We start from the raw sequence: 24118 nt of genomic DNA, 5'->3' as shown, positions 1-24118 counted from the left end.
TCACCATGCCTATGCAAGATCAACAACAAGAATCAGGTTTTACTTTAATTGAGGTGATGGTTGTCGTAGCCATCATTGGTATTTTGGTTGCCGTTGCAGTTCCTCAGTACCAAGATTACATTGCCCGTAGTCGCATCGTAGAGGGGATGAATCTTTCTTCTAGCGCCAAGCTTGCTGTGACAGAGGCTTTTGCCAGTAGAGGTACGGTGCAGATGGATGAGGCAACTAGCGGTTCATTTACCTTTGTACCAACGCGTAGCGTGAAGTTGATTGAAATCACACCATCTGGTGCTATTGCCATCGACTTTCAAAACAATGTTGCTGCAGATAATAAAAACACATTACATCTTATTCCAACAAATAATCCAGATGCCAATATTCCAAAGGCAATCGATTTATCTAAGCCAGAAGGATCGACTTGGGCTGGTGGATGGTCTTGCCGCTCTTCTGAAACGAATCTGCTGCCTCAACTATTGCCTTCAGAGTGCCGCATCACAAAGTAAGGCAATGATCAGTACTTCATAAGAAATTAAGCCACCCTAGGGTGGCTTAAATATTTGTATGGTGAAGCTTTTCTATGAAGCCTTCCACTCCCCAGACTTACCGCCACTCTTCTCTAGCAGGTGGACATCACCCATCACCATGCCTCTATCAACAGCTTTTGCCATATCGTAGATTGTGAGGAGGGCGACTTGGACTGCAGTGAGGGCTTCCATTTCTACGCCAGTAGGACCAGTTGTCTCGGCTCTCACTTGGCAGGTAATGCTGCTGGTATCTTTATTTAGGGAAAATTCTAGGCTCACGTGCGTTAGTGCCAGGGGGTGACAAAGAGGGATCAAGTCAGAAGTCTTTTTAGATGCCTGAATGCCGGCAATGCGCGCGATACCTAGAACATCCCCTTTTTTATGGGTACCAGCCTCGATCATTCCAAAGGTCTCTGGGAGCATAGTAATTTTGCCTGTAGCAAGGGCAATTCGGTGGGTATTGGGCTTATCACCAACGTTGACCATATGGGCTTGGCCGCTTGCATCAAAATGAGTTAGTTTGTTCATGGGATAAGTTTTACCATAGAGGGATGCAAGTCATAAAGACACCAAGGGGTATATCGTTTTTTAAGCGAATTTTGGCTGCTCATCTCATTCTGAGCTCTGCTTGGCCAAGTGCTGGTTTCGTCTATGCGGCTGGACCTGTACCTTCCTCTATCACGGGGGATGTATCGGTGCAAGGAGAGTCAGCCGCCTTACAAAACTTGGGTAGAGCGGTCCAGTCGCCTGATGCCCGCTCCGCAAACCTGCCATTACGCAATGCACCTCTAAGCCAACCCAGTTTTGTACTCCCCGATATGGGGGATCCTGGTGGCGATAGCTTGAGTCGCATGGATGAGAAAAAGTATGGCGAAATGATCATGCGCCAGATTCGTCCGGATGCGGATTATTCAAATGATTTGCCGATTTATGATTATTTAAATCAAATGGAGCGACGCTTATTGCAGGCAGCAAAACGTCTGCAATTGGGCGGTGCTAATGAGCAGGGTAGTGGTGCCTATAGCTTTGAGGTATTCGCTGTTAAAGACAGCAGTATTAATGCATTTGCATTGCCTGGGGGATTTATTGGTTTTCATACAGGATTGCTGGTTAGTGCTGAAACAGATTCAGAAGTAGCTTCTGTTATGGGTCATGAGACCGGTCACGTTTTGCAACGTCATTTGGCTCGCCAGATGGGTAGGCAGACTACCAATACGATGATTGCCCTTGCTGGCATATTGTTAGGTGCCTTAGCTGCATCACGCAATCCGGGCGCTGCTTCTGGGCTCATGCAAGGTGGTCAAGCAGTAGCCATCAATAACCAACTCTCTTACTCAAGAGATGCTGAGCGCGAAGCTGATCGTATCGGCTTTCAGATTCTGGCGGAGAGTGGCTATGACGTTAATGGTGCTCCAGGTTTTTTTCAGCGCCTACAAAAGGCGACGGGCATTATGGATAATGGGGTGCCATCTTATGTACGCACCCATCCATTAACAACGGATCGTATTGCGGATATGCAAGATCGTGCTCGTAATATCGCCAATAGAAATGTACCTACAGCAGTGGAATTTTATTTCATCAAAGCGCGTGCGCGTATGGAGCAATCTGCAAGTTCTAGCCAGATGTATGACTTAAAAAATACCTTTGAAGGTTTGAGTAAACAGGCAACCCCTGGCAAACAAATGGAAGGTCTTTATGGGCTTGCACTGGTTGCGCTAAAGCAGGGTAAGTTCGATCAAGCCTCAAGCTATTTGCAACAAGCACGCAACTTAGCGAATAGCGTTAGCGCGCCAGGATCACCCATTCTGTGCCAAAGCCTCTCCTTAGACATTACAGCTTCCGAGTTGGCATTAGCTAGAGGTAAAGGTGATGAGGCTTTGCAAATTGCTCAAGTCACTTTAAAGGCCTTCCCACAATCCTATGCTGCCGGTGCGGCAATGATGAATGCGTATCTGAAACTAGGCCGTACGAATGACGCTATTACTTGGTTAAAGGCGCGCACGAGATTACAGCCCAATGAAGTAGTTTGGTGGAGCATGCTTTCGAATGCTTATGATCAGGCTAAAAATGTGCCGCTGCGCCATTACGCTCTTGGAGAAAAGTATGCGCTTGAGGGTGCATGGCCATCAGCGATCGAGCAACTCAAGATTGCGAGATCTTCTGGTGGCGCAGATTTCTATCAGGCTTCTAGCATAGATGCGCGTCTTCGTGAAATGCAAAAACAGTATCAAGAGGAGTTGAAGGAGCAGGGCAAAAATATGCCCAGCTAATTAATTGCTTGGTAATTTGACGAAATTAAAGCGATTAGCTAATTCAGTAGAATGAATAGGTTCAATGGGTAGTTGATTGCCTTGCCATTGCCAAGAGCCCCTGAAGCTACAGGCATCCTCCATCACTTTCGACTGATCTGAGAATAGATCTAAATCATGGTCGTGTAATAGCGCAACGGATAGCGATTCTGTTTTAGAAAATGCTGCTCCATCGATTTGATCAGAGAGTGATTGTTGAAATAATCCCGTGATATAGATATTGCCTTTTTCATCACTTAGAGCGCCCTGCGGTTTTATCTCTGTGCCGCACTGGGTCTGTAGTTGAAGGCCGCTTTCACTTGGAATGATTCTGGCAATGTATGGCGTGGCATCTAGTGTGATGAAAACTCTTTGAGGACCATTTTGGAAAAAATATCTACCCAAAGAGTCGTGCGCATAATTTCTTGAGATAAATTCATTGAGGGCTGCATGCTGAATCACACTTCCAGCTAGATCATTGGCTTGGGCAAATTCATCACACATGCGCCATTGACCGCGGCGATCAAGCGCTAGCCAGCCAAAGCAGTGCGGGACATTTGGCCACTTGATTAACGAGCGAAGAACTTGCTCATCCATGAGACGGCAATCAATATGGCATTGCTAGTTAATGCAATCCATGTGGAGTTGAGGGTGCATCAAACGTATCCTCGGTGGAGTGGCTGGCATGAAGATGTGCAATCCGCCAGCCTTGACTATCTTGTAGAAGAACCAAGGTGATATTAAGAAAGAATGCCGCTTCAATTTGATCGGGTCGGATGTGGACAGCCTCAGTGGTGTCGTAGACCGCAGCCCCTAAAACAGAGTGACTAATGCAGGCAATCGGCTCTAAAAAAAGAGCTTGCTTGGCCAAGAGGCGTTCTAGACCATCTCGAATTTCTGCATGGCCACTAAGGCGTTGGCCTTCTGGAAGGACGCAAGTAATCGAGTCATCGTCTAGCCAGATTGCCAAAGCCCCTTTGACATCGCGATTTTTTAAGGCATCACGCCAAGCATCCACCACTTCATCGGCGTTATGAAAAAGTCTGGCTAGTTTTGACATGGCTTACTTTCTGGTGATGTGTAGCGCTACAAAATTAATGGTGCATCTGAATGACATCTAATACGGTGGCGGGCAAAATATCTTTTAAGCATTTGAGGTGACCTAGTGGGCACTCTCTTTTATGGCATGGGCTGCAAGCTAGATTAAGCCAAAGTACTTTTGCTTTATCGGACAGTGGTGGAGTGTGATGTGGATCACTTGAGCCAAAAATGGCGACCTGCGGAACTTTTAATGCGGCACCAATATGCATTAAGCCCGAGTCATTGCTGACCAATGACTTACTCATTCCGATGAGTGCAATCGCTTCGTCCAGCGAAGTCTTGCCACACCAGTTATGTATTTGTGAGTCATTCTTTGTCTGAGTCCTAATGCTCTCACCCAAAGCCTGATCGCCTTTACCGCCAAGAAGAATCACATGTGCATCTGGCTCGCTAGTGATTAATTGCTGTGCGAGAGTAGCGAAGTGATTGGCGGGCCAGCGTTTTGTTACGCCGTACTCAGCGCCTGGGCAAAGTACGTAGATTGATTTTTCCTTGATCGATGCTGCTTGTAACTTGGCGCCGATTGATTCTTTGGCTGCAGGTGAAATATTGAGCTTAGGGTCTACAGGCTTGTTGATATCAATCTCTTGCGAGTGCTCCAGCACATTAGCAAGTGCAAGGTAGTGATTTGCCATCGGTGGGCGATTGACTTTACTCGGATTATCTAGAGCAAGATTAATCAGTCCAAAGCGCATCTCTCCGCGATAGCCAATGCGTAAAGGAATATTAGCAAGCCAAGGAATGAGGGCAGATTTCAGGCTATTGGGCAGAACAAAGCAGGTGGTGTATTGATTTAATTCAAGTTGCTTTGCCAGTTGCTTACGTAAGCCCCATTGCAACTGTTTATGTTCTAGTCGCGCTTCAATGACTTGATGAACTTCTGAGCAGACACGATAAATAGGTGCAACCCAAGGGCTTGCTAAAACATCAATCTGTGACTGCGGGTAAATTGCTTTGAGATTGGCCAGCAGTGGCTGGGACATAACAGCATCACCAATCCAGTTGGGTGCGATGATCAGAATACGATTCATATGAGGTATCCCGACACAGCACCCCGCTCTGGGGCGCTGTTAGGCTCAGTGCCCGTGGGGCTCGGTACCAGGAATGAGTTTGTACTCAGTGCCACAGTAAGGACACTTAGCGTCACCCGTTTTAGCTACATCGAGAAATACACGTGGATGTGAATTCCAGCTAGGGGTTTTATTGGTTGGGCAATGTAAAGGCAAATCTTTATTGCCATCAACCATTACAACTTGAGCTTCACTCATTCTTTGATTTCCAATTACTTAACGTAAGTTAGCCAAGACTGATATTTATCGCCTCTGCCATAAACCGCATCAAAGTAAGTCTTCTGTATTTGCTCGGTAATCGGACCACGCTTACCGTCGCCAATAGTGCGGTCGTCTAGTTCACGAATAGGCGTTACTTCAGCAGCAGTACCAGTGAAGAAAGCCTCATCTGCTGAGTACACCTCATCACGAGTAATCCGCTTCTCACGCAATTCGTAGCCAAGATCTTTGGCGATTTGGATGATGGAGTTACGAGTAATGCCGTCTAAACAAGAAGCTAGATCTGGGGTGTAAATAATGCCGTTATTCACAATAAAGATATTCTCGCCAGAACCTTCGGATACATAACCCTCTGTATCAAGTAGGAGGGCTTCATCGTAGCCATTAGCTGTTACTTCTTGGTTGGCCAAAATGGAGTTGATGTAGTAACCAGAAGCCTTAGCGCGAACTAGTGAGGAGTTCACAAAATGGCGGGTAAATGAGGAGGTTTTAACGCGGATACCCTTATTGAGACCGTCTTCACCCAAATAAGCACCCCATTCCCAGGCAGCGATCGCGGTGTGGATGCTATTGCCCTTGGGAGAGATACCGAGTTTTTGGGAGCCGATAAAGATAATTGGTCGGATATAGCAAGCTTCTAGCTTATTGCTATTGACGACCTCAATAATGCCCTTACTGATTTGTTCAGGGGTCCAGGGCATATTCATCTGGAAAATCTTAGTTCCATTGAATAGACGCTTAACGTGCTCTGGGAGGCGGAAAATGGCGGTACCTTGGGGAGTTTTGTAGGCACGAATACCCTCAAATACGCCCATTCCGTAGTGAAGACTGTGGGTTAGTACATGAACATTGGCCTCACGCCAGGGAACTAGCTTCCCATCGGACCAAATAAAGCCATCGCGGTCGGACATCGACATTTTCTCTACCTTTTAGATATTTAATAATTTGGGTGATTCAATTCGGTAAAACAGGGTGCCAAGCCACTAGGGAGCCCCAAGGCCTGGAATACTTCTTAGGCTTTATTGTAGAGCAGGGAGCGGGGCGGGGTAGTCCAATTCCTTTGGGGTTTAAAGCCCAGACGATTTAGAATGGAGTATTCCCCGTAAACCACTCCATTTGCCCATTCTCATGCCGGAAACCCTCTTTAAAGTAAAGCGCCTTAGTGAACTAGCTGCAGCAGGTCTTCTCAAGGGGAGACGGGTTTTAATTCGTGCCGACCTCAATGTTCCTCAGGATGATGTGGGTAATATTACGGAAGACACTCGGATTAAAGCATCCATGCCAGCAGTACAAATGTGTTTAGATGCCGGCGCAGCTGTGATGGTGACCTCCCACTTGGGACGTCCCACTGAAGGCGAATTCAAACCCGAAGATAGTTTGGCTCCAGTCGCCGATCGAATTGCCACACTCTTGAATCGCAAAGTTCCTTTGATCAGTAATTGGGTTGAAGGTAATTTTGAAGTCAATCCAGGCGAGTTAGTGCTGCTGGAAAACTGCCGCCTGAATGTGGGTGAGAAAAAGAATAATGATGACTTGGCTAAAAAGATTGCCGCTTTGTGTGATGTGTATGTCAACGATGCTTTTGGTACCGCTCACCGAGCTGAAGCAACCACGAATGGTGTAGCCAAATATGCGCCGATTGCCTGCGCGGGCCCCTTGATGGCAGCGGAGTTAGATGCCTTGAGTCGTGCGCTGGCAAGTCCTAAGCGCCCCCTAATCGCAATTGTGGCGGGTTCAAAAGTGTCCTCAAAGCTCACTATTCTCAAAGCCTTAGCTGACAAAGTGGATGAGTTGATTGTTGGTGGTGGCATTGCCAATACTTTTATGCTGGCTAAAGGTTTACCTATTGGTAAGTCATTAGCAGAGCCAGATTTGGTTAATGAAGCTCGAGAAATCATGGAGATTATGGAAAAGCGCGGTGCGCACGTCCCGATACCTGAAGATGTCGTTGTTGCAAACGAACTTTCTCCATTAGCGCGTGCAAATCGTGTCGCTGCTGATCAAGTGGCTGATGACGATATGATTTTGGATATCGGCCCTAAGACTGCGGCACGTTTATCTACCATGCTGGCGCACGCTGGCACGATTGTATGGAATGGTCCGTTGGGTGTATTTGAGATTGATCAGTTTGGCGGTGGTACTAAGATGTTGGCAGCAGCGATTGCCCACTCACCCGCATTTTCGATTGCTGGTGGTGGTGATACCTTGGCGGCGATTGCGAAGTACGGTATTGAAAATCAAGTGGATTACATCTCTACTGGCGGTGGCGCTTTCTTGGAATTCTTAGAAGGTAAAACCTTGCCAGCCTTTGCAGTATTAGCCGAAAGAGCGAAAGATTAAATATGTTGAGAGCAACTAAAATCATTGCCACATTAGGACCTGCATCAGAAAAGCCTGAAGTATTACGCGAGATGATTCGTGCTGGTGTAGATGTTGTGAGAATGAACTTTTCTCATGGTACGGTTGCTGACCACAAAGCGCGTCATGATTTGGTGCGTAGTATTTCCGCGGAAGTGGGCAAAGAGGTTGGCATCATGGCCGATCTACAGGGCCCCAAAATTCGTGTGGGTAAATTTGTCGACAGCAAAATTCTTCTTAAAGAAGGCGCGAAATTTATTCTGGATGTAGGTTGTGAGCTTGGTAATCAAGAGCGCGTAGGCTTGGATTACAAAGAGTTGCCACAAGATGTTAGGCCGGGTGATCGACTATTATTGAATGATGGCTTGGTTGTTCTTCGGGTCGAGAGTGTCAAAGGCGGAGAAATCTTTACCCTGGTAGAGCAAGGTGGCCCACTCTCAAATAATAAAGGTATTAACCGTGCTGGCGGTGGTTTGACTGCACCAGCGTTAACAGAAAAAGATATTGCCGATTTGGATGCGGCGATTGCGATGGGCGTAGATTTTCTCGCGATCAGTTTTCCAAAAGATGGTGCTGACATGACCTATGCCCGAAAGCTGGCAGATGCCGCTAGCGCAAAGCACGGCGTTGGTAAGGTTCGCACGATTGCTAAGGTGGAACGCGCTGAAGCTATTGAAACTGAAGCTCTCAAGAGCATTATCGCGGAGAGTGACGGCATCATGGTTGCACGCGGCGATCTAGCCATTGAGGTTGGTAACGCTGCCGTTCCTGCTTTGCAAAAGCGCATGATCAAGCTTGCACTTGAGGCTGATAAATTTACGATCACTGCTACGCAAATGATGGAGTCCATGATTAATGCTCCAGTGCCTACCCGCGCTGAGGTGAGTGACGTAGCTAATGCAGTGTTAGATGGCACGGATGCAGTGATGCTGTCTGCAGAATCTGCTGCTGGTAACTACCCGGTACAAACTATCAAGGCAATGGCCGAGATTTGTGTTGAAGCCGAAAAGTCAGATCGTGTAAAACTGGATACGGATTTCTTAGATCAAACTTTCTCACGCATTGATCAAACGATTGCCTTGGGCGCTCTGTTTACGGCGCATCACCTCAATGCCAATGCGATTGCTGCTTTGACAGACTCTGGATCTACTGCAGTTTGGATGAGTCGTCATAATATTCATTTACCTATTTTTGCCTTGACTTCTAAGATCGCTACTCAGCGCGCCTTAAGCACTTACCGCAATGTATTTCCCATTGGTTTAGATTACACCAAGCACCGTGATACCGCATTGCAGGAAGTAGAAGACTGCTTGAAAAAGATGGGCGCGGTGAAGAAGGGCGACGTAGTTGTCCTAACCTCCGGTGAGCCTATGGGCGAGCCAGGTGGCACGAATTCACTCAAGATTATTCAGGTGAAGTAATCTATTTTTTAAGATTTTCATTCAAACTATTTATCACTAACATTTTTAATTAAGAAACCATCATGGCTTTAGTATCTCTACGACAACTCTTGGATCACGCTGCTGAAAACAGCTATGGCTTGCCAGCATTTAACGTCAATAATTTAGAGCAAGTAACGGCGATCATGGAAGCTGCGCATGAAGCAGATTCTCCAGTCATCATGCAAGCTTCTGCTGGCGCTCGCAAGTATGCTGGCGAATCATTCTTGCGTCATTTGATCTCAGCCGCAGTAGAGGCTTATCCCCATATTCCAGTTGTGATGCATCAAGATCACGGACAAAGTCCAGCAGTATGTATGGCTGCTATTAAGAGTGGCTTTACTAGTGTGATGATGGATGGCTCTTTAGAGGCTGATGGCAAGAGTGTTGCCAGCTACGAATACAACGTTGACGTATCTCGAGAGGTAGTGAGGTTCTCCCACTCTATTGGAGTTACCGTTGAAGCTGAGTTAGGTGTTTTGGGTTCACTAGAGACTATGCAAGGTGACAAGGAAGACGGTCATGGCGCAGATGGCAAGATGACGCGTGAGCAGTTATTAACGGACGTTGAGCAAGCGGCTGACTTTGTGAAAGCTACTCAATGTGATGCCTTAGCCATTGCGATCGGTACTAGCCATGGAGCCTATAAATTTACCAAGAAGCCGACTGGCGATATTTTGGCAATCGAGCGTATTAAAGAAATTCACACACGTATTCCTAATACTCACTTAGTCATGCATGGTTCATCTAGTGTTCCACAAGAGTTGCTCGCTGAGATTCGTGAGTTTGGTGGCGATATGAAAGAAACTTACGGCGTGCCTGTTGAAGAAATTCAAGAGGGCATTAAGAATGGTGTACGTAAGATCAATATTGATACCGATATTCGTTTGGCGATGACGGGCGCTATCCGTCGTTACCTGTTTGAGAATCCAAGCAAGTTTGATCCACGTGATTACCTCAAGCCTGCACGTGAAGCGGCTAAGAAGGTTTGTATTGCGCGCTTCAATGCTTTTGGTTGTGCAGGCCAAGCATCTAAAATTAAGCCAATTCCTCTAGAAAAAATGGCTGAGCTGTATAAGAGTGGCAAATTAGCCCAGATCGTGAAGTGAGTTAAATATGCCCGCTTTGTACGCCACCTCTATTAAGTCACTCCCTTTACTTTCTAAGGGAAAGGTACGTGATGTATACGCACTGGGTAATGACAAGTTGCTCATAGTCACCACAGATCGCCTGTCTGCCTTTGACGTAGTGATGGGGCAGCCCATTCCTGAGAAGGGAATTGTGCTCAATCAAATGGCGAACTTTTGGTTTGAGAAGTTGGCTAAAGTGATTCCGAATCACTTGACCGGTATTGATCCTGAAAGCGTAGTGCCTGCAGATGAGCTTGATCAGGTCAAAGGTCGTGCGGTAGTGGCTAAACGCCTCAAGCCAATCTTGGTCGAAGCAGTGGTGCGCGGTTATTTGGCTGGTAGCGGTTGGAAGGACTACAAAGAAACTGGCAAGGTCTGCGGTATTGCATTACCAGCCGGCCTTGAAAATGCCCAGAAATTACCAGAGCCTATTTTTACTCCTGCTGCAAAAGCAGAAATGGGCGAGCATGATGAAAACATCTCTTTTGACAAAGTCATCGAGATGATTGGTGAGAAGTTGGCCAATCAAATTCGTGAGGTCAGTATTCGTTTGTACAAAGAAGCTTCTGAATTTGCCGCGACTCGCGGAATCATCATTGCTGATACCAAGTTTGAATTTGGCTTGGATGACGCTGGTCAGTTGGTATTGATGGATGAAATCCTCACTGCTGATTCTTCCCGTTTTTGGCCTGCAGAAACCTACTATGTCGGAGCAAATCCCCCATCCTATGACAAGCAATTTGTTCGTGACTGGCTCGAAACGGCGATGGTTGATGGCAAGCCTTGGCCAAAAACAGCCCCAGCCCCTGCTTTGCCAGTAGAAGTGATTGATAAAACAGCGGAAAAGTACCGCGAAGCCCTCGCTCGCTTAACTAAGACCTAATTTCTATCAAGCCCTAAAAAGGCTGGGATAATAAGGCCTCAGATAGATTAACGATGTAGATCAGGGCATTTGGAGAGGTAAATGAGCAAAAAGCCAGTAGTCGGAGTAGTAATGGGATCCAATTCAGATTGGGACACCATGCAGCATGCCGCTCAAATGCTAGAGCAATTTGGTATTGCTCACGAGGCTAAGGTAGTTTCCGCTCATCGTATGCCAGATGATATGTTTGCCTATGCAGAAAATGCTTCTAAAAAAGGTCTCAAGGCGATTATTGCTGGTGCTGGTGGTGCTGCGCATTTGCCGGGCATGCTGGCATCAAAAACAATTATTCCGATTTATGGCGTACCAGTCGCTAGCAAATACTTGCGTGGCGAAGATTCTCTTTATTCCATTGTACAAATGCCTAAAGGTGTTCCGGTAGCAACGTTTGCGATTGGTGAGGCTGGGGCTGCAAATGCAGCCTTACATGTCATTGCCAATTTGGCAGTCAATGATCCTGCTTTAGCAAAACAGCTGGAAGAGTTTCGTGCAAAGCAGTCCGATACTGCACGCTCCATGAATTTACCGGGATATTAATCAGATGGTAGATCGTTTGGAGCCCATTTTGCCGGGCTCGTATTTGGGCATTTTAGGTGGCGGTCAATTGGGGCGCATGTTTACACAAGCTGCTCAAGCAATGGGCTACAAGGTCTGTGTTCTGGATCCTGGATCCGATAGTCCGGCTGGCTCCATTGCAGAAAAATTTATTCAAGCTGATTACACCGACTCTGCTGCCCTAAAAGAAATGGCAGCATTATGTAAATCCGTAAGCACAGAATTTGAGAATGTTCCTGCACAAGCTTTAGACGAACTCGAATTTTTAGGTGTCTTTGTAGCACCTCGCAGTAGTTGCGTATCTTTGGCACAAAACCGCGTTGCTGAGAAAAAGTTCTTGGCCACTTGGAAAGCGGAAACCAATATTGGTCCAGCACCTTACTGCGTCATCGAGCATGATGCAGATATTGCACATGTTTCTGCAGATTTATTTCCCGGCATTCTAAAAACAGCTCGCATGGGTTACGACGGTAAAGGCCAAATCACTGTTTATGATTCTGCCAATCTAGTTACTGCTTGGGCCCAATTGGATAAGGTGCCTTGTGTTCTTGAAAAGCGCATGGATTTGGATTTTGAAGTGTCTGCTTTGGTAGTGCGCGGGTACGATGATGCGGTAGTGGCATACCCTGTTTCTCAGAATATTCATCGTGACGGTATCCTACATACCTCAACTGTGCCCGCCCCATCTCTGAAGCCTGCCCAAGAGAAAAAAATTATTGAAGCCGCTAAAGCATTGATTCGGAAGATTGATTATGTGGGTGTATTGTGCGTGGAATTCTTTGTGCTCAAGAGTGGCGACATCATTGCTAATGAAGTTGCTCCACGTCCGCATAACTCAGGCCACTACACGATGGATGCCTGTGTCAGCAGTCAGTTTGAACAGCAGGTCAGGAGCATGGCTCGTTTACCTTTGGGAGACACCCGCTTACTAGCACCAGTCTCTATGCTCAATCTCTTGGGTGATCTTTGGTACGAAGGTAGTGAAGATAAGACAAGAGAGCCCGCTTGGGATAAAGTGCTTTCTCATCCGGATGCTAAGTTACATCTATACGGTAAATCTGATCCACGCATGGGTCGTAAGATGGGCCATATTAATTGCTTAGGTGAGTCGCTGAACCAAGCACGTCAAAATTGCGCAGCTGTCGCCGTTGAATTAGGGATCGAGCCCTAGAAATGTCCAGTGATAGTAGCGCCCTGCATTCATCTGCAGTAATTAACGAAGCAGTACAAACTTTGCGAGATGGTGGCTTGGTCGCATTTCCGACTGAGACCGTTTATGGCTTAGGGGCAGATGCAAAGAACCCCGATGCAATCAAACAAATTTTTACTGCCAAAGGTAGACCTTCTAATCACCCACTCATTATTCACTTAGCCGCCCCTGATAAGTTCGATCAGACTCAAGTGGATTGGGTGCCAGTGCTAACGCCATGGGTTCGAGATTTGTCAGAAGACGCATTAAAACTCATCAATGCTTTTTGGCCAGGCCCTTTAACTTTAGTTTTTAAAAAAGATAAAAGCGTTTTGAATGAACTAACGGGTGGTCAAGATACGGTAGCTATTCGGGCGCCGGCTCACCCGATTGCAAAAGAGTTACTCCGTAAATTTAAAGGTGGAGTAGTTGCTCCTTCTGCCAATCGTTTTGGTAAGGTATCGCCAACCAGTGCCGCTGATGTCCGTAGTGAGTTTGAAGGTATATTAGATCTCATGATTTTGGATGGCGGCGATTGCGAAGTAGGGATTGAGTCAACCATCCTTGATTTATCTTCTGGGGATCACCCGGTTTTATTGCGCCCAGGACTTATTACTCCTGGAGAAATTCTTTCTAAGACGGGCATCAAAGTCTACTTACCTGGTGAAAGTAGTTCAACAAAACAGCGCGGTGATGCACCGAGAGTCTCAGGTAGTCTGCGTGCCCATTACGCCCCTACAACTCCATTAAGAATGTATGCACCAGGTAGAGTCTTGGATGCTCTGAGCGAGTTTCCAGATATTAAGTCACGAGTGGCGGTTGCGGTTTGGGATTCAGATTCTTCATTAGGTGAAGATGGGCATCCATCAGTACATTTTGAGGAGTTTGTTGTGCCCAGTGATAGCGTTGCCTTTGCAAGTCGCTTATATCGTTCTCTGCGTGATTTGGATCAACAAGCTTGGGATCTCATTTTATTTCCGGAGCCGCCAAAAGGCGAGGAGTGGGATGGAGTTCGGGATCGACTTCAGCGTGCGTGCTTTGGCTCTGGGCCATCATTAAGTAACCACGCTAATAGTTGATCGTGGGCGTCTAAGCCCCTCAAGGCATTAGGGTGATTTATGAAAGAGGTCACCGCATACATCCTTCCAGACTTACTCATCACATAGCCTGATATTGCCCTAACGTCTACAAGCGCCCCTGTCTTGATACGAGCCTCAGGCTTTTTCTTCAAATGTAAAAATTTCCGTAAATGTGCCATGAGGCGATTTTTCATTGTGCCATCTTTTCCTGCAACCGGAAGACTGTTATAAAACGTATCCGTAACGGACAAGTTACGAGCCGCAACTAATAATTGCGTCATATGTTCAGCGGAAATCGCTTCATTACGGGATAGGCCAGAGCCGTTCTCAATGACGAGTTCTGGAAATTGAAGCCCCAAACCCTTTAGCCAACTCTGAATTACGAGCTCTCCATTTTTAGTGCTTGCAGGCTTACCCATCTTCTCTAAGGCTAAGGTCAGCATCAATTGTCTAGCCATGACATTATTAGAAAACTTATTAATATCTTGCACGTCATCCGCTAGGGGGATGCCCTCAAACTGAAGTAGTAGTCGGGCTGCTAGAGGGAGGGTGCCTGACTGTCCGGTCGGCGCTTGAGTCCAAGCCCCACCAGCCAACTCCCAAGCTGCCGCAAAGCCTTGCGTGAAAAAGGTATTCGCATCCAAAGCAACGACGTTATAACTCACCCCCCTGCAGCCTTTTGGAAAACTACCAGAAAATTGGGCAGTCAGAAGTTGGTTGGTGCTTCCTCCTTCACTCTCCGGATCCAAGTTAAAGTGAATATTACTTTTCCAGCTATCACACGATTGATTGACCAATTGCATTTGATTGATCACTTTGAGTTGGGACAATGGAGGTGTATAGCTTATGTCAATAAAGTCTGCAGTACGCGATTTGCCCAATTGAAATGAGAGAGTTCTAAAAGCGTAGAGCAGAGGATCTGGCGGCACGTTATAGGCGCGCAAAGATTCTCCATCGATCGTGTTGTGCTCCATGACATGTGGGGCATAGGCGCTTCTATCAAAAAATAAATTACCATCAATTTTCTGAATCCCCAGATTTTGCAAACCCTTCATCATTTTGGCTAACTCTTCTGGGACTAGCTTTGGATCGCCGGTACCTTGCAAATACAGATTGCCTTTGAGGGTACCCTGACGAATAAGGCCATCGGTATAGACATTTGTACGCCAACGATATTGAGGTCCCAGTACATCTAGACCAGTGAGCGTGGTGAGCAGTTTCATGGTTGATGCAGGATTCATTGCCTGCTTCGAACGCCAGTCTAACTTTGTTTTTCCTGTGATTTTCCCTGGCTGGTCTGGCTCTATTTCAACCACTGAAATACTGATTGCTTCTTTTGGGATCTGGCCCTTTTCAAGGCTGACGGCTACGGCCTTGGGGATGTACTGAAGTGCAGTATCTTGAGCAAGAATTTCTACGGAGTGAGCTTGACCAGTAACCAGGCTAGCGTATAAAAAAGCCAGCAGACTGATGAGGGAGGGCGAAAAGAATTTGGTGCGCATTTCCTATAGGATAAACCTTGGCGCAAACCAGCCTATTACTATCGATATTTTTTCTTATAAGTCCCGATAGTTTGGTTTTGCTCTTCCAGGAGGGTGATAAATCTCTCAATCCGCTCTGTGAGTGCCCCATCAATTTCAAGCGATTCGCAGGCATGGGTAAATTCAGTAGCTTCCAATAGTTGTGCCCCACCTTTGACTTTATGAACCAGACTTTGAAAATGGACTTCATCCATTGGAGCTTGATTACCATCTGATTGCAATTGATTCAGGGCATCTAGGTGAACCTTCTCAATTTCCTCCAAGATCACGATGATTTGGTGGGAATCATTTTTGATGAGATTGGAGAAGGCATCAAAGGAATAGGGTTCAGAAGCAGAGACCGAGCCTTGGCTAGATTCAAAGTAGCGCATGAGTTCATTCTCAAGCGCCCCCAAACTTAAAGGTTTGATGAGTACGCCATTCATGCCAGAAGCTAAAAATTGATGGCGAGAGTCGAGGGCATAAATATCTGCAGTGACGCCAATAATAATTAAGTCACGATTACCTAGGGAGCGGATTTGTTTGGCTAGCTCAGAGCCTTGCATTCCAGGCATAGATTGATCTGTGAGCATGAGATCAAAATGATTCTCTCGCATCAACTCTAGCGCCGCAGCGGCACTCTCACAAACACAAGCACTGATACCAAGCGCCTCTAACTGCAAGGACAAAATTTGCCGACTAGCTGGATGGTCTTCAACTACTAAAGCATGAATGAGTGTATTTTTTCTACCTCGCCTTTTTGAGATGAAGTTCTTAGGTGATGTTCCGAGCGAATCAAAACCTGGAGATTGTGCGGCAGCAATACTAGTTCTGGGAAAGGCAACCGAAAAGTGGACATTGCTTCCAAAGCCTGGCGCGCTCTCAAAATAAAGATGGCTGTTCATGGAGTTGACTAAATGATTGGTGATGGTAAGCCCAAGACCTGTCCCCCTCATTTGCTCTGATAGGTAAGACTCTTGCGTAGCTGGTAATTGCTCAAAAGCTTGCAGAGCTAATTTGATTTGATCGCTCCCCATGCCTGCTCCAGTGTCAATCACTCTGAACTCAAGCAATTGGCCAGCATGATCATCGGCGAGGACGCTAATAGAAAAGTACACCTCACCTTCAGCAGTGAACTTAATCGCATTACTGAGTAAATTTTGTAGAACTTGTCGCAGACGTAAAGAATCAATCATGATAACTTCTGCAAGTCTGGGATCAATCGTGGTGTGGAGTAGCAGATTCTGTTTCTTGGCTACTGTAGAAAATGCTGCATGAATATCCATAATCAATTGATGTGGATTGCAAGGCTCTAGGTTAAGAGTGAGTTTGCCAGCCTCAATCTTAGAAATATCCAATACTTGATTGAGCATACCTAAAAGAGATTCGGCAGAAGCTTGCGCACTCTTTAATAGAGGCTTATCTTTTTTTGGAAATTGCGCACTACCAAGCAAAAGCTCTTGAACGCCTAATATGGCATTCATCGGCGTACGAATTTCATGGCTCATGGTTGCTAGAAAGGCGGACTTAGCAGCGTTCGCTTTTTCAGCCAGCTCTTTTGAGTGAAGCAATTCCAAGGCAGCTCGCTTCTGATAAAAATACTTTCTTTGTAGCTGATAAAACATTGCTCCACCAATAATAAAGACGAAGATAGCGCTCAGCCACGGTAGTATGGTGGCTCTTGGTTTGGATTCATCTCCGAACGCAAAAAGTTGGCGTGATGCAATGGGGTCTAAGTCATTTAGAAAGTGGCTTAGTACATCGCGTAAGGGAGCATCCTGGTCCGAGATGAGCCAGCGATAAGCAAATGGATCACGACTGTATAAGCCATCTATTTTGAGATCTGGATTTTGGGTTTCACGAAGCAGAAGCTGTGCCAGGCGAATGGGCATGACGAGTGCCTCGATCTCATTTTTAATGAGGGACTGAATTAAGCGGGTGGGAGATTGTGGTTGATTATGTTCACTGTAACCATTGATGCTGGAGGGCGAATTTTCAAGGCCTCGATCAAAGTACGCAATTTTCGTATTGGGTGAATCTAGCGTGCTTGAGGTTTTAGTAACGATGGCATCATGCCCCCAAAAGATAGCATCAGATAGAGAGCCAAATTTCAATACATGCTTGTTAATATTGGGTGGATCAATCATGAAATCCACTTCGCCTTTACTGAGCTGCTTTAAACCCTCTTGATTTGTTTTTCTCCATACCGGTACATATTGCTGTCGTGTGCACTCTTCCATTTTTGACAGCAGCGCCATAAAGGGTGCCGCACTCTGTCGTTCGTTGGATGGGTTGAGATAGGGCGCATATTTTTCGTGAATACTAAATCGCACCACTGGATGGGCATCGATCCATGATTGCTCTGAAGCGCTGAAGGGCTCGGCATGCGCCAAGCCTATATAGATACAGCAGAGTGTGAATACTTTTTTCAATATGAATCGATGCATGCGCTACTTAGCTTTCGATGATGTTGTTCATGCGGCAGAACAGGATCAAATCAGCAATATTGTTGATACCTAGTTTGTCAAAGACTCTGGTCTTGTACGTTGCTACTGTCTTATTGCTAATGTGCAGTAGGTCTGATATCTGCTGGTTGGTATTGCCTTTGCCAAGATACTTCATGACTTGTAGCTCACGATCGGATATCAATGCTAATTTGTCGTTATCGCTCAGAGAGGTGTTGCCGTTCTTCCCATGAGTAAAGAAGGTATAGCCCTGTGAGATGGCAACGCAGGCAGCCAAAATGACATCAGCCCCAGCAGTCTTGTTCACAAAACCATGCGCACCCAAGGACCGCACTCTGCCACCATAGACCGCTTCATCTAGGCTAGATAGCACCAGAATACGAACCTCTGGATGCATTAAGCCAATCCGACGGATGACATCAAAGCCATCCGTCTTTGGCATATCTAAATCTAAGATCACCATATTCGGATTGACCTCTTTAATTGAGCGTAGGCACTCTTCACCATGCTGCGCCTGTCCTGCGATCTCAAAAAGCAATTGATCTTGCAACATACTTTTTAATGCCATCAGCATAGCTGGATGGTCATCCACCAACATCACGCGTTTTCTCATTACTTGTCTCCGTTTTGGGTTTTATGAGGGTGCAGCGAAAAAATGGCCTTGGCGATACGGCTATCGCTCATGTGTAGCATTTGATGTCGGCTTACTGGTGGCATCATGAGTCCGCCATAGCTATGGTGTGCCCCCATAGTCATAACATTTTCTAAATCCTTCACCAGAGTGATGTTGCTGGCATAAATTTGGGTGTGGAATTTCTTGCCAAGGGAAATCATTTCGTTTGGTAAGCCATCTGCACGAAATTGCCCCATCTCAATATGAATGCCCTCGGGCTCGATCTCCTCTAACCAGCGGATTTGCGCACTCGATCCAGAAAAATCCAGAAGATGAATCAGAACGCCCAGACGACGCATTCGCAACACACCTTCCATGCAAGATTCCATGGAGTCGGCATCCTTGAATTTGTACATCCCCAAACTTACTAGGCCAACAGGGAGTCTTGAGTTCAGAATCAGGTCACTTAAAGCATCTATAAAACTACTGGAGGCAAGATGTTGTGCTGGCATAGGCAAGATGCCCGGAATGAAACGACCACTACGGTACCAATACGTAATAGTGTCCAAGCCCTCCATGAACAATCTGAGGAGCTGCGAGTCGGTGGCGGTCAGTAATGGTCTAAATAAAGAGCTCGTCAGCTTAGTTCCTTGGCTATTAAAGATGGGTTCGTTACTAATCGCTTGCCGCTGGGACCAGGATTGGTGTTCTTCTAGCGCTTCGCCACTAAGACCAAGCCAGGGCTGGCCGCAGGCGTCGCGTACTTCTTGGAAGGGTTTGTTCTTCCAAGCCTTTACAAGCGTGTACAGCCGGGATTTCGGGCTCATCAGCATTCTCCAATCATTGAACAGTCAGTCTAGGCAGGACGGATTGGAGGAGTAAGGGCTTAAGGCTTATTTATGTGTAGGAATCTACCTACTTGCCTGCCTCCATTATAGAAAGAGTGGGAGGCTCATTTGAAATTTAAGGTGAATTTGCCCTTGAATTCCCTGGAATCAGACCTATATAATCAGCACTCCCTACACGTGAGTGCTAAAACAGGCTTATTCATTTGAAAAGCTTGTTACATTCGTGTTAAGAGAATGCAACACATTGATTTATATTGGTTTTTTAATTAGTTAACACTTACTAACATAGGAGAAGGAATGAATCTGCGTCCTTTACATGATCGCGTAATCATTAAACGTCTAGATCAAGAATCAAAAACTGCCTCTGGAATCATTATTCCGGATGCTGCTGCTGAAAAGCCAGATCAAGGCGAAGTATTGGCAGTTGGCCCAGGCAAGCGTGATGACAGCGGTAAGTTGAATGCACCAGACGTCAAAGTTGGTGATCGCGTGTTATTCGGCAAATATGCAGGTCAAACAGTTAAAGTCGGCAGCGATGAGCTTCTCGTCATGCGCGAAGAAGACATCATGGCTGTTGTACAGAAGTAATCGCTACCTAAGAAAGGAATTCAATCATGGCAGCAAAAGACGTTGTATTTGGAGATAACGCTCGTACCAAGATGGTAGAAGGCGTCAATATTCTCGCAAACGCAGTAAAAGTAACGTTAGGACCAAAGGGTCGTAATGTGGTTATCGAGCGTTCATTTGGCGGCCCAATCATCACTAAAGATGGTGTATCCGTAGCAAAAGAAATCGAACTCAAAGACAAGCTCCAAAACATGGGTGCTCAGATGGTGAAAGAAGTTGCTTCTAAAACCAATGACATCGCAGGTGACGGCACCACAACTGCTACTGTATTGGCCCAGTCTATCGTACGCGAAGGCATGAAATACGTAGTATCAGGCCACAATCCAATGGACTTGAAGCGTGGTATCGACAAAGCAGTTACAGCGGCACTCGAAGAGCTTAAGAAAATTAGCAAGCCTTGCACAACTACAAAAGAAATCGCACAAGTTGGCTCTATCTCGGCTAATAGCGACCAAAGCATTGGTCAGCGTATTGCTGAAGCAATGGAAAAAGTAGGCAAAGAAGGCGTTATCACTGTTGAAGATGGTAAGTCTTTGGAAGATGAGCTTGAAGTTGTTGAAGGTATGCAGTTTGACCGCGGTTACCTCTCCCCATACTTCATTAACCAACCTGAAAAGCAAGTTGCCATATTAGAAACGCCATACGTTCTCTTGTTTGACAAGAAAGTTAGCAACATTCGTGATTTGCTCCCAGTGCTCGAACAAGTAGCTAAGTCTGGTCGTCCATTGCTGATCATTGCAGAAGATGTTGAAGGCGAAGCCTTGGCAACTTTAGTTGTGAACAACATTCGCGGCATCATCAAGACTTGTGCTGTTAAGGCCCCAGGGTTTGGCGATCGTCGTAAAGCCATGTTGGAAGATATTGCAATCTTGACTGGCGGTACAGTAATCGCTGAAGAAATTGGCCTCACACTCGAGAAAACAACTCTTGAGCACTTAGGTCAAGCTAAGCGTATCGAAATTGGCAAAGAAAATACCATCATTATTGATGGTGCTGGCGATGCTAAAGCAATCGAAGCGCGCGTGAAGAACATCCGCGTTCAGATCGAAGAAGCAACTAGCGACTACGATAAAGAGAAATTGCAAGAGCGTGTTGCCAAGTTGGCAGGCGGTGTTGCAGTGATTCGTGTTGGTGCTGCTACCGAAGTTGAAATGAAAGAAAAGAAAGACCGCGTTGATGATGCATTGCATGCAACTCGTGCAGCGGTTGAAGAAGGTATTGTTCCTGGCGGTGGCGTTGCTTTATTACGCGCAATGCAAGGTATCAAAGGTCTTAAGGGCGATAATCCTGACCAAGACGCTGGTATCAGCATCGTATTGCGTGCAATGGAAGAGCCAATTCGCATCATCGTTTCTAACGCAGGCGACGAAGCCAGCGTAGTTGTGAACGCAGTATTGGCTAGCAAGGGCAATAACGGTTACAACGCGGCAACTGGTGAATACGGCGACCTCGTAGCTCAAGGTGTGATTGATCCAACTAAGGTAACGAAAACTGCATTAGTGAATGCAGCATCTGTTGCGGCTCTATTGTTGACTACTGATTGCGCAATCTGCGAAGCGCCAAAGGATGATTCCGCTGGTGGTGGTATGCCTGATATGGGCGGCATGGGTGGAATGGGCGGAATGGGCGGCATGATGTAATTGCCGTTAATTTCCTCAGCTATCAAGCTGTAGAAACTAAAACGCCTGGTTCAAAAGACCAGGCGTTTTTTATTGGTGCGTTGGAAATTAATCTGGCTGAATGCCACCATCTTTGATAACTTTTTTCATCTTCACCAAGCCTTGTGCAATCATTTCTTTTAAATGATCTGGTCCCAAAGGGGCAAATTCAAAACCTTGCTGTATTAACTGATCTCGCAACCTCTGATCTTTTAATGCCAAAGCCAATGAATCATTAAGTTTGGTAACGACTGCTGATGTTGTACCCTTGGGCGCAACAATTGCACCCCAAGTGGAGAACTCATAGCCTTTAACACTTTCGCTGACAGTCGGTGCATTTGGTAGCAAAGGTGAACGCGTTTTGCTGGTGATACCTAACACCTTTAGTTTTCCTGAGCGAATATGTGGAAGTACAACAGATAAAGCGCTAATCATCACGGGTACCTGTCCTGCCATGACATCAGTTACGGCTGCTGCCGCTCCACGATAGGGTATGTGAACCAATGGTGCTCCCGTAAACTGACGAAAGAGCTCCATGCCAATATGCTGAGGCGAGCCATTGCCGCCCGAAGCGTAATCAATTTTTCCTGGATTTTCTTTAGCGATACGAATGAGGTCTGCAGCTGTATTTCCTGGAAACGATGGGTTTGCTACCATTACGAAAGTGATTGCCGCTACTTCAGAAACTGGCACAAAACTTTGAATGGAGTCGTAGTCAATTTTCTTGTGCAGATTGGGTAGCATCGTCAAAATGCTGTCATTAAATGCACCCAATACATAGCCTTCTGCATTGGCTTGAGCTACCTTAGTGGCCCCAATTAAGCCGGCGCCACCAGGAAGGTTTTCAATCGTAATTGCCTGTCCCAAGTTCTCACTCATCTTTTGCGCGATGGGCCGCATCAAAATATCAACACCACTTCCGGCTTGCAAGGGCATGATCATTTGAATCGGTCTATTGGGGTAGGTATTTTGAGCTTGGGCAGATCCAATCCAAATTAAACCCATTACTAAAAGTAAGCGTTTTTTGATCTTCATTTTTTGTCTCGTATTAATATAATTTTTAGCGCTCAAGAGGTGCCTGTATATATCTTAACGCAATAAAAAAACCGCCCGAAGGCGGTCTTTTATAGAAAAGATTTTCTATTTAACTTACCGACTTCACCATGTCTTCCACAACCTTCTTCGCATCACCGAAGACCATCATCGTTTTATCCATGTAAAAGAGTTCGTTATCTAAGCCAGCATAACCTGCAGCCATAGAGCGCTTGTTAACGATGATTGTTTTGGCTTTATAGGCTTCCAAAATTGGCATGCCAAAGATTGGGCTGCCTGGCGTACGAGCAGCGGGGTTTACTACGTCGTTTGCACCAAGCACTAGAACCACATCAGCTTGACCAAAGTCACTATTGATATCTTCCATCTCAAACACTTGATCATATGGAACTTCAGCTTCAGCCAAGAGTACGTTCATGTGACCAGGCATGCGACCTGCCACTGGGTGAATTGCATACTTTACGGTCACACCATGATGAGTCAACTTCTCTGTCAATTCTTTTAGTGCGTGTTGAGCGCGGGCAACTGCCAAGCCGTAGCCAGGAACAATCACTACTGTGTCGGCATTCTCCATGAGGAAAGCAGCATCTTCAGGTGAACCAGTTTTGTAGTTCTTTGGACCACCATCATCAGCACCACCAGCAGAAGCTTCGGCACCGAAGCCGCCAAGTAATACGGCGAGAATAGAGCGGTTCATTGCTTTACACATAATGTAAGACAGAATTGCGCCAGATGAGCCAACGCAAGCGCCAGCAATAATTAATACGGGATTATTTAAAGTAAAACCAATACCCGCAGCCGCCCAACCAGAATAGCTGTTGAGCATCGATACAACCACTGGCATATCTGCGCCACCAATTGGAATAATTAAAGTGATACCCAACACCAAGGCAATCGCACACATGACTAAGAATGCTTCGTGACTACCTGTCATGAAGTACATGACGCCACCAGAAACCATGGCAATTGCGAGAATGAGGTTAAGTAAGTGCTGACCAGCAAAGGTCACTGATTTACCGCTAACCTTACCGGACAATTTTCCGAAAGCGATGATTGAGGCAGTAAAGGTGATGGCACCAATAAATGCACCAATAAAGAGTTCAATCTTTTGAGCGCCAGTATGGTCTTGGGCTGGATTAAATACTGCTGCAATCGCAATCAACACAGCTGATAGGCCAACAAAAGAGTGCATCAGCGCAACAAGCTCTGGCATCTTGGTCATTTGTACACGCTTAGCAGCAAGTATTCCGATGATTGCACCCGCAACAATCGCGCCAATAATCAATGAGAAGACTGGCTTAAAGTCAGGAATCATGAAGGTGGTGATCACGGCAAGCAACATGCCGATCATGCCAAAGGTATTGCCTTGACGTGATGTGGTGGGTGAAGACAATCCACGCAAGGCGAGGATGAAAAGCACCGATGAAATGAGGTAGGAAATCGCGGTTATGTTTGACATG

The 24118-nt window shown here is 46.1% G+C and carries 23 protein-coding genes; 11 read left to right on the top strand and 12 right to left on the bottom strand.

Annotation, left to right across the window (positions count from 1 at the left end; translation table 11 throughout):
• Window positions 1-5 precede the first annotated feature (5 nt).
• Window positions 6-503, top strand: a complete 498-nt coding sequence (locus tag FD977_RS09445; RefSeq protein WP_215305280.1) for a pilin — start codon at window positions 6-8, stop codon at window positions 501-503.
• 72 nt (window positions 504-575) lie between these two features.
• Here the strand turns inward: FD977_RS09445 and moaC are convergent, their stop codons facing one another.
• A complete protein-coding gene (gene moaC / locus FD977_RS09440) occupies window positions 576-1052 on the bottom strand; it encodes a cyclic pyranopterin monophosphate synthase MoaC (protein ID WP_215305278.1) in 477 nt (158 codons plus the stop codon).
• A 23-nt stretch (window positions 1053-1075) separates the two neighbouring features.
• Here moaC and FD977_RS09435 point away from each other — a divergent pair, with 23 nt between their 5' ends.
• A complete protein-coding gene (locus FD977_RS09435) occupies window positions 1076-2794 on the top strand; it encodes a M48 family metalloprotease (RefSeq protein WP_215305276.1) in 1719 nt (572 codons plus the stop codon).
• Here the strand turns inward: FD977_RS09435 and FD977_RS09430 are convergent, their stop codons facing one another.
• Genes FD977_RS09430 through FD977_RS09410 form a run of 5 tightly spaced genes read right to left on the bottom strand, consistent with a single transcriptional unit; the run spans window position 2795 to window position 6119 of the window.
• The gene (locus FD977_RS09430; RefSeq protein WP_215305274.1) at window positions 2795-3409 is read right to left on the bottom strand and encodes a DUF2946 family protein; all 615 of its coding nucleotides are present in this window, start codon (window positions 3407-3409) and stop codon (window positions 2795-2797) included.
• A 28-nt stretch (window positions 3410-3437) separates the two neighbouring features.
• Window positions 3438-3872 (bottom strand): nuclear transport factor 2 family protein, encoded by a 435-nt coding sequence (locus tag FD977_RS09425; protein WP_215305272.1) that lies wholly within the window; start codon window positions 3870-3872, stop codon window positions 3438-3440.
• 34 nt (window positions 3873-3906) lie between these two features.
• Complete coding sequence (gene waaF, locus FD977_RS09420; protein ID WP_215305270.1) at window positions 3907-4944, bottom strand: lipopolysaccharide heptosyltransferase II; 1038 nt, start codon at window positions 4942-4944, stop codon at window positions 3907-3909.
• Between the two features lie 45 nt (window positions 4945-4989).
• A complete protein-coding gene (locus FD977_RS09415) occupies window positions 4990-5181 on the bottom strand; it encodes a zinc-finger domain-containing protein (RefSeq protein ID WP_215305269.1) in 192 nt (63 codons plus the stop codon).
• 14 nt (window positions 5182-5195) lie between these two features.
• On the bottom strand, window positions 5196-6119 hold the full coding sequence (locus tag FD977_RS09410) for a branched-chain amino acid transaminase (protein WP_215305267.1): 924 nt from the start codon (window positions 6117-6119) through the stop codon (window positions 5196-5198).
• 211 nt (window positions 6120-6330) lie between these two features.
• Between FD977_RS09410 and FD977_RS09405 the strand changes: the two genes are divergently transcribed.
• From FD977_RS09405 to FD977_RS09375, 7 genes are all read left to right on the top strand, one after another.
• Window positions 6331-7542 carry a phosphoglycerate kinase gene (locus FD977_RS09405; RefSeq protein WP_215305265.1) on the top strand — a complete coding sequence of 404 codons (1212 nt, stop codon included), beginning with the start codon at window positions 6331-6333 and terminating at the stop codon, window positions 7540-7542.
• A 2-nt stretch (window positions 7543-7544) separates the two neighbouring features.
• Complete coding sequence (gene pyk, locus FD977_RS09400) at window positions 7545-8981, top strand: pyruvate kinase (protein ID WP_215305263.1); 1437 nt, start codon at window positions 7545-7547, stop codon at window positions 8979-8981.
• 62 nt (window positions 8982-9043) lie between these two features.
• Window positions 9044-10108 (top strand): class II fructose-bisphosphate aldolase, encoded by a 1065-nt coding sequence (gene fba, locus FD977_RS09395; RefSeq protein WP_215305261.1) that lies wholly within the window; start codon window positions 9044-9046, stop codon window positions 10106-10108.
• A 7-nt stretch (window positions 10109-10115) separates the two neighbouring features.
• The gene (locus FD977_RS09390) at window positions 10116-11012 is read left to right on the top strand and encodes a phosphoribosylaminoimidazolesuccinocarboxamide synthase (RefSeq protein ID WP_215305260.1); all 897 of its coding nucleotides are present in this window, start codon (window positions 10116-10118) and stop codon (window positions 11010-11012) included.
• Window positions 11013-11093: 81 nt separating this feature from the next.
• The gene (gene purE / locus FD977_RS09385) at window positions 11094-11588 is read left to right on the top strand and encodes a 5-(carboxyamino)imidazole ribonucleotide mutase (protein ID WP_215305258.1); all 495 of its coding nucleotides are present in this window, start codon (window positions 11094-11096) and stop codon (window positions 11586-11588) included.
• Between the two features lie 4 nt (window positions 11589-11592).
• Window positions 11593-12777, top strand: a complete 1185-nt coding sequence (locus FD977_RS09380; RefSeq protein ID WP_215305256.1) for a 5-(carboxyamino)imidazole ribonucleotide synthase — start codon at window positions 11593-11595, stop codon at window positions 12775-12777.
• Between the two features lie 2 nt (window positions 12778-12779).
• The gene (locus FD977_RS09375; protein ID WP_215305254.1) at window positions 12780-13874 is read left to right on the top strand and encodes an L-threonylcarbamoyladenylate synthase; all 1095 of its coding nucleotides are present in this window, start codon (window positions 12780-12782) and stop codon (window positions 13872-13874) included.
• On the opposite strand, the gene dacB is transcribed toward FD977_RS09375, so the two are convergent.
• From dacB to FD977_RS09355, 4 genes are read right to left on the bottom strand one after another with little or no spacing between them, the layout of a single operon-like run.
• Complete coding sequence (gene dacB / locus FD977_RS09370) at window positions 13820-15376, bottom strand: D-alanyl-D-alanine carboxypeptidase/D-alanyl-D-alanine-endopeptidase (RefSeq protein ID WP_215305252.1); 1557 nt, start codon at window positions 15374-15376, stop codon at window positions 13820-13822. The genes FD977_RS09375 and dacB overlap by 55 nt on opposite strands.
• 38 nt (window positions 15377-15414) lie before the next feature.
• Window positions 15415-17841, bottom strand: coding sequence for a response regulator (locus FD977_RS09365; protein WP_215305250.1), 2427 nt, complete (start codon window positions 17839-17841; stop codon window positions 15415-15417).
• Window positions 17842-17848: 7 nt separating this feature from the next.
• Window positions 17849-18472 (bottom strand): response regulator transcription factor, encoded by a 624-nt coding sequence (locus FD977_RS09360; protein ID WP_046330786.1) that lies wholly within the window; start codon window positions 18470-18472, stop codon window positions 17849-17851.
• Entirely contained in the window at window positions 18472-19299 is an 828-nt protein-coding gene (locus FD977_RS09355; RefSeq protein ID WP_215305248.1) for a diguanylate phosphodiesterase, read from the bottom strand. Before FD977_RS09355 ends, FD977_RS09360 begins: the two co-directional genes overlap by 1 nt.
• 318 nt (window positions 19300-19617) lie before the next feature.
• Here FD977_RS09355 and FD977_RS09350 point away from each other — a divergent pair, with 318 nt between their 5' ends.
• Both FD977_RS09350 and groL read left to right on the top strand, forming a co-directional pair.
• The gene (locus tag FD977_RS09350) at window positions 19618-19908 is read left to right on the top strand and encodes a co-chaperone GroES (RefSeq protein WP_015421939.1); all 291 of its coding nucleotides are present in this window, start codon (window positions 19618-19620) and stop codon (window positions 19906-19908) included.
• Window positions 19909-19934: 26 nt separating this feature from the next.
• Window positions 19935-21587: a chaperonin GroEL gene (groL, locus tag FD977_RS09345; protein WP_215305246.1), complete on the top strand. Its 1653-nt coding sequence runs from the start codon at window positions 19935-19937 to the stop codon at window positions 21585-21587.
• A gap of 87 nt (window positions 21588-21674) precedes the next feature.
• On the opposite strand, the gene FD977_RS09340 is transcribed toward groL, so the two are convergent.
• On the bottom strand, window positions 21675-22640 hold the full coding sequence (locus FD977_RS09340) for a tripartite tricarboxylate transporter substrate binding protein (RefSeq protein WP_215305244.1): 966 nt from the start codon (window positions 22638-22640) through the stop codon (window positions 21675-21677).
• A 109-nt stretch (window positions 22641-22749) separates the two neighbouring features.
• Window positions 22750-24117, bottom strand: a complete 1368-nt coding sequence (locus FD977_RS09335) for an NAD(P)(+) transhydrogenase (Re/Si-specific) subunit beta (protein WP_215305243.1) — start codon at window positions 24115-24117, stop codon at window positions 22750-22752.
• Between the last annotated feature and the right edge of the window lies 1 nt (window position 24118).

Origin of the sequence: Polynucleobacter sp. AP-Elch-400A-B2, from assembly GCF_018688355.1 — a bacterium.
In the GTDB taxonomy this organism is placed as follows: Bacteria; Pseudomonadota; Gammaproteobacteria; order Burkholderiales; family Burkholderiaceae; genus Polynucleobacter.
The sequence above is the reverse complement of the archived record's forward strand: the minus strand, read 5'-3'. Positions and strand labels throughout refer to the sequence as shown.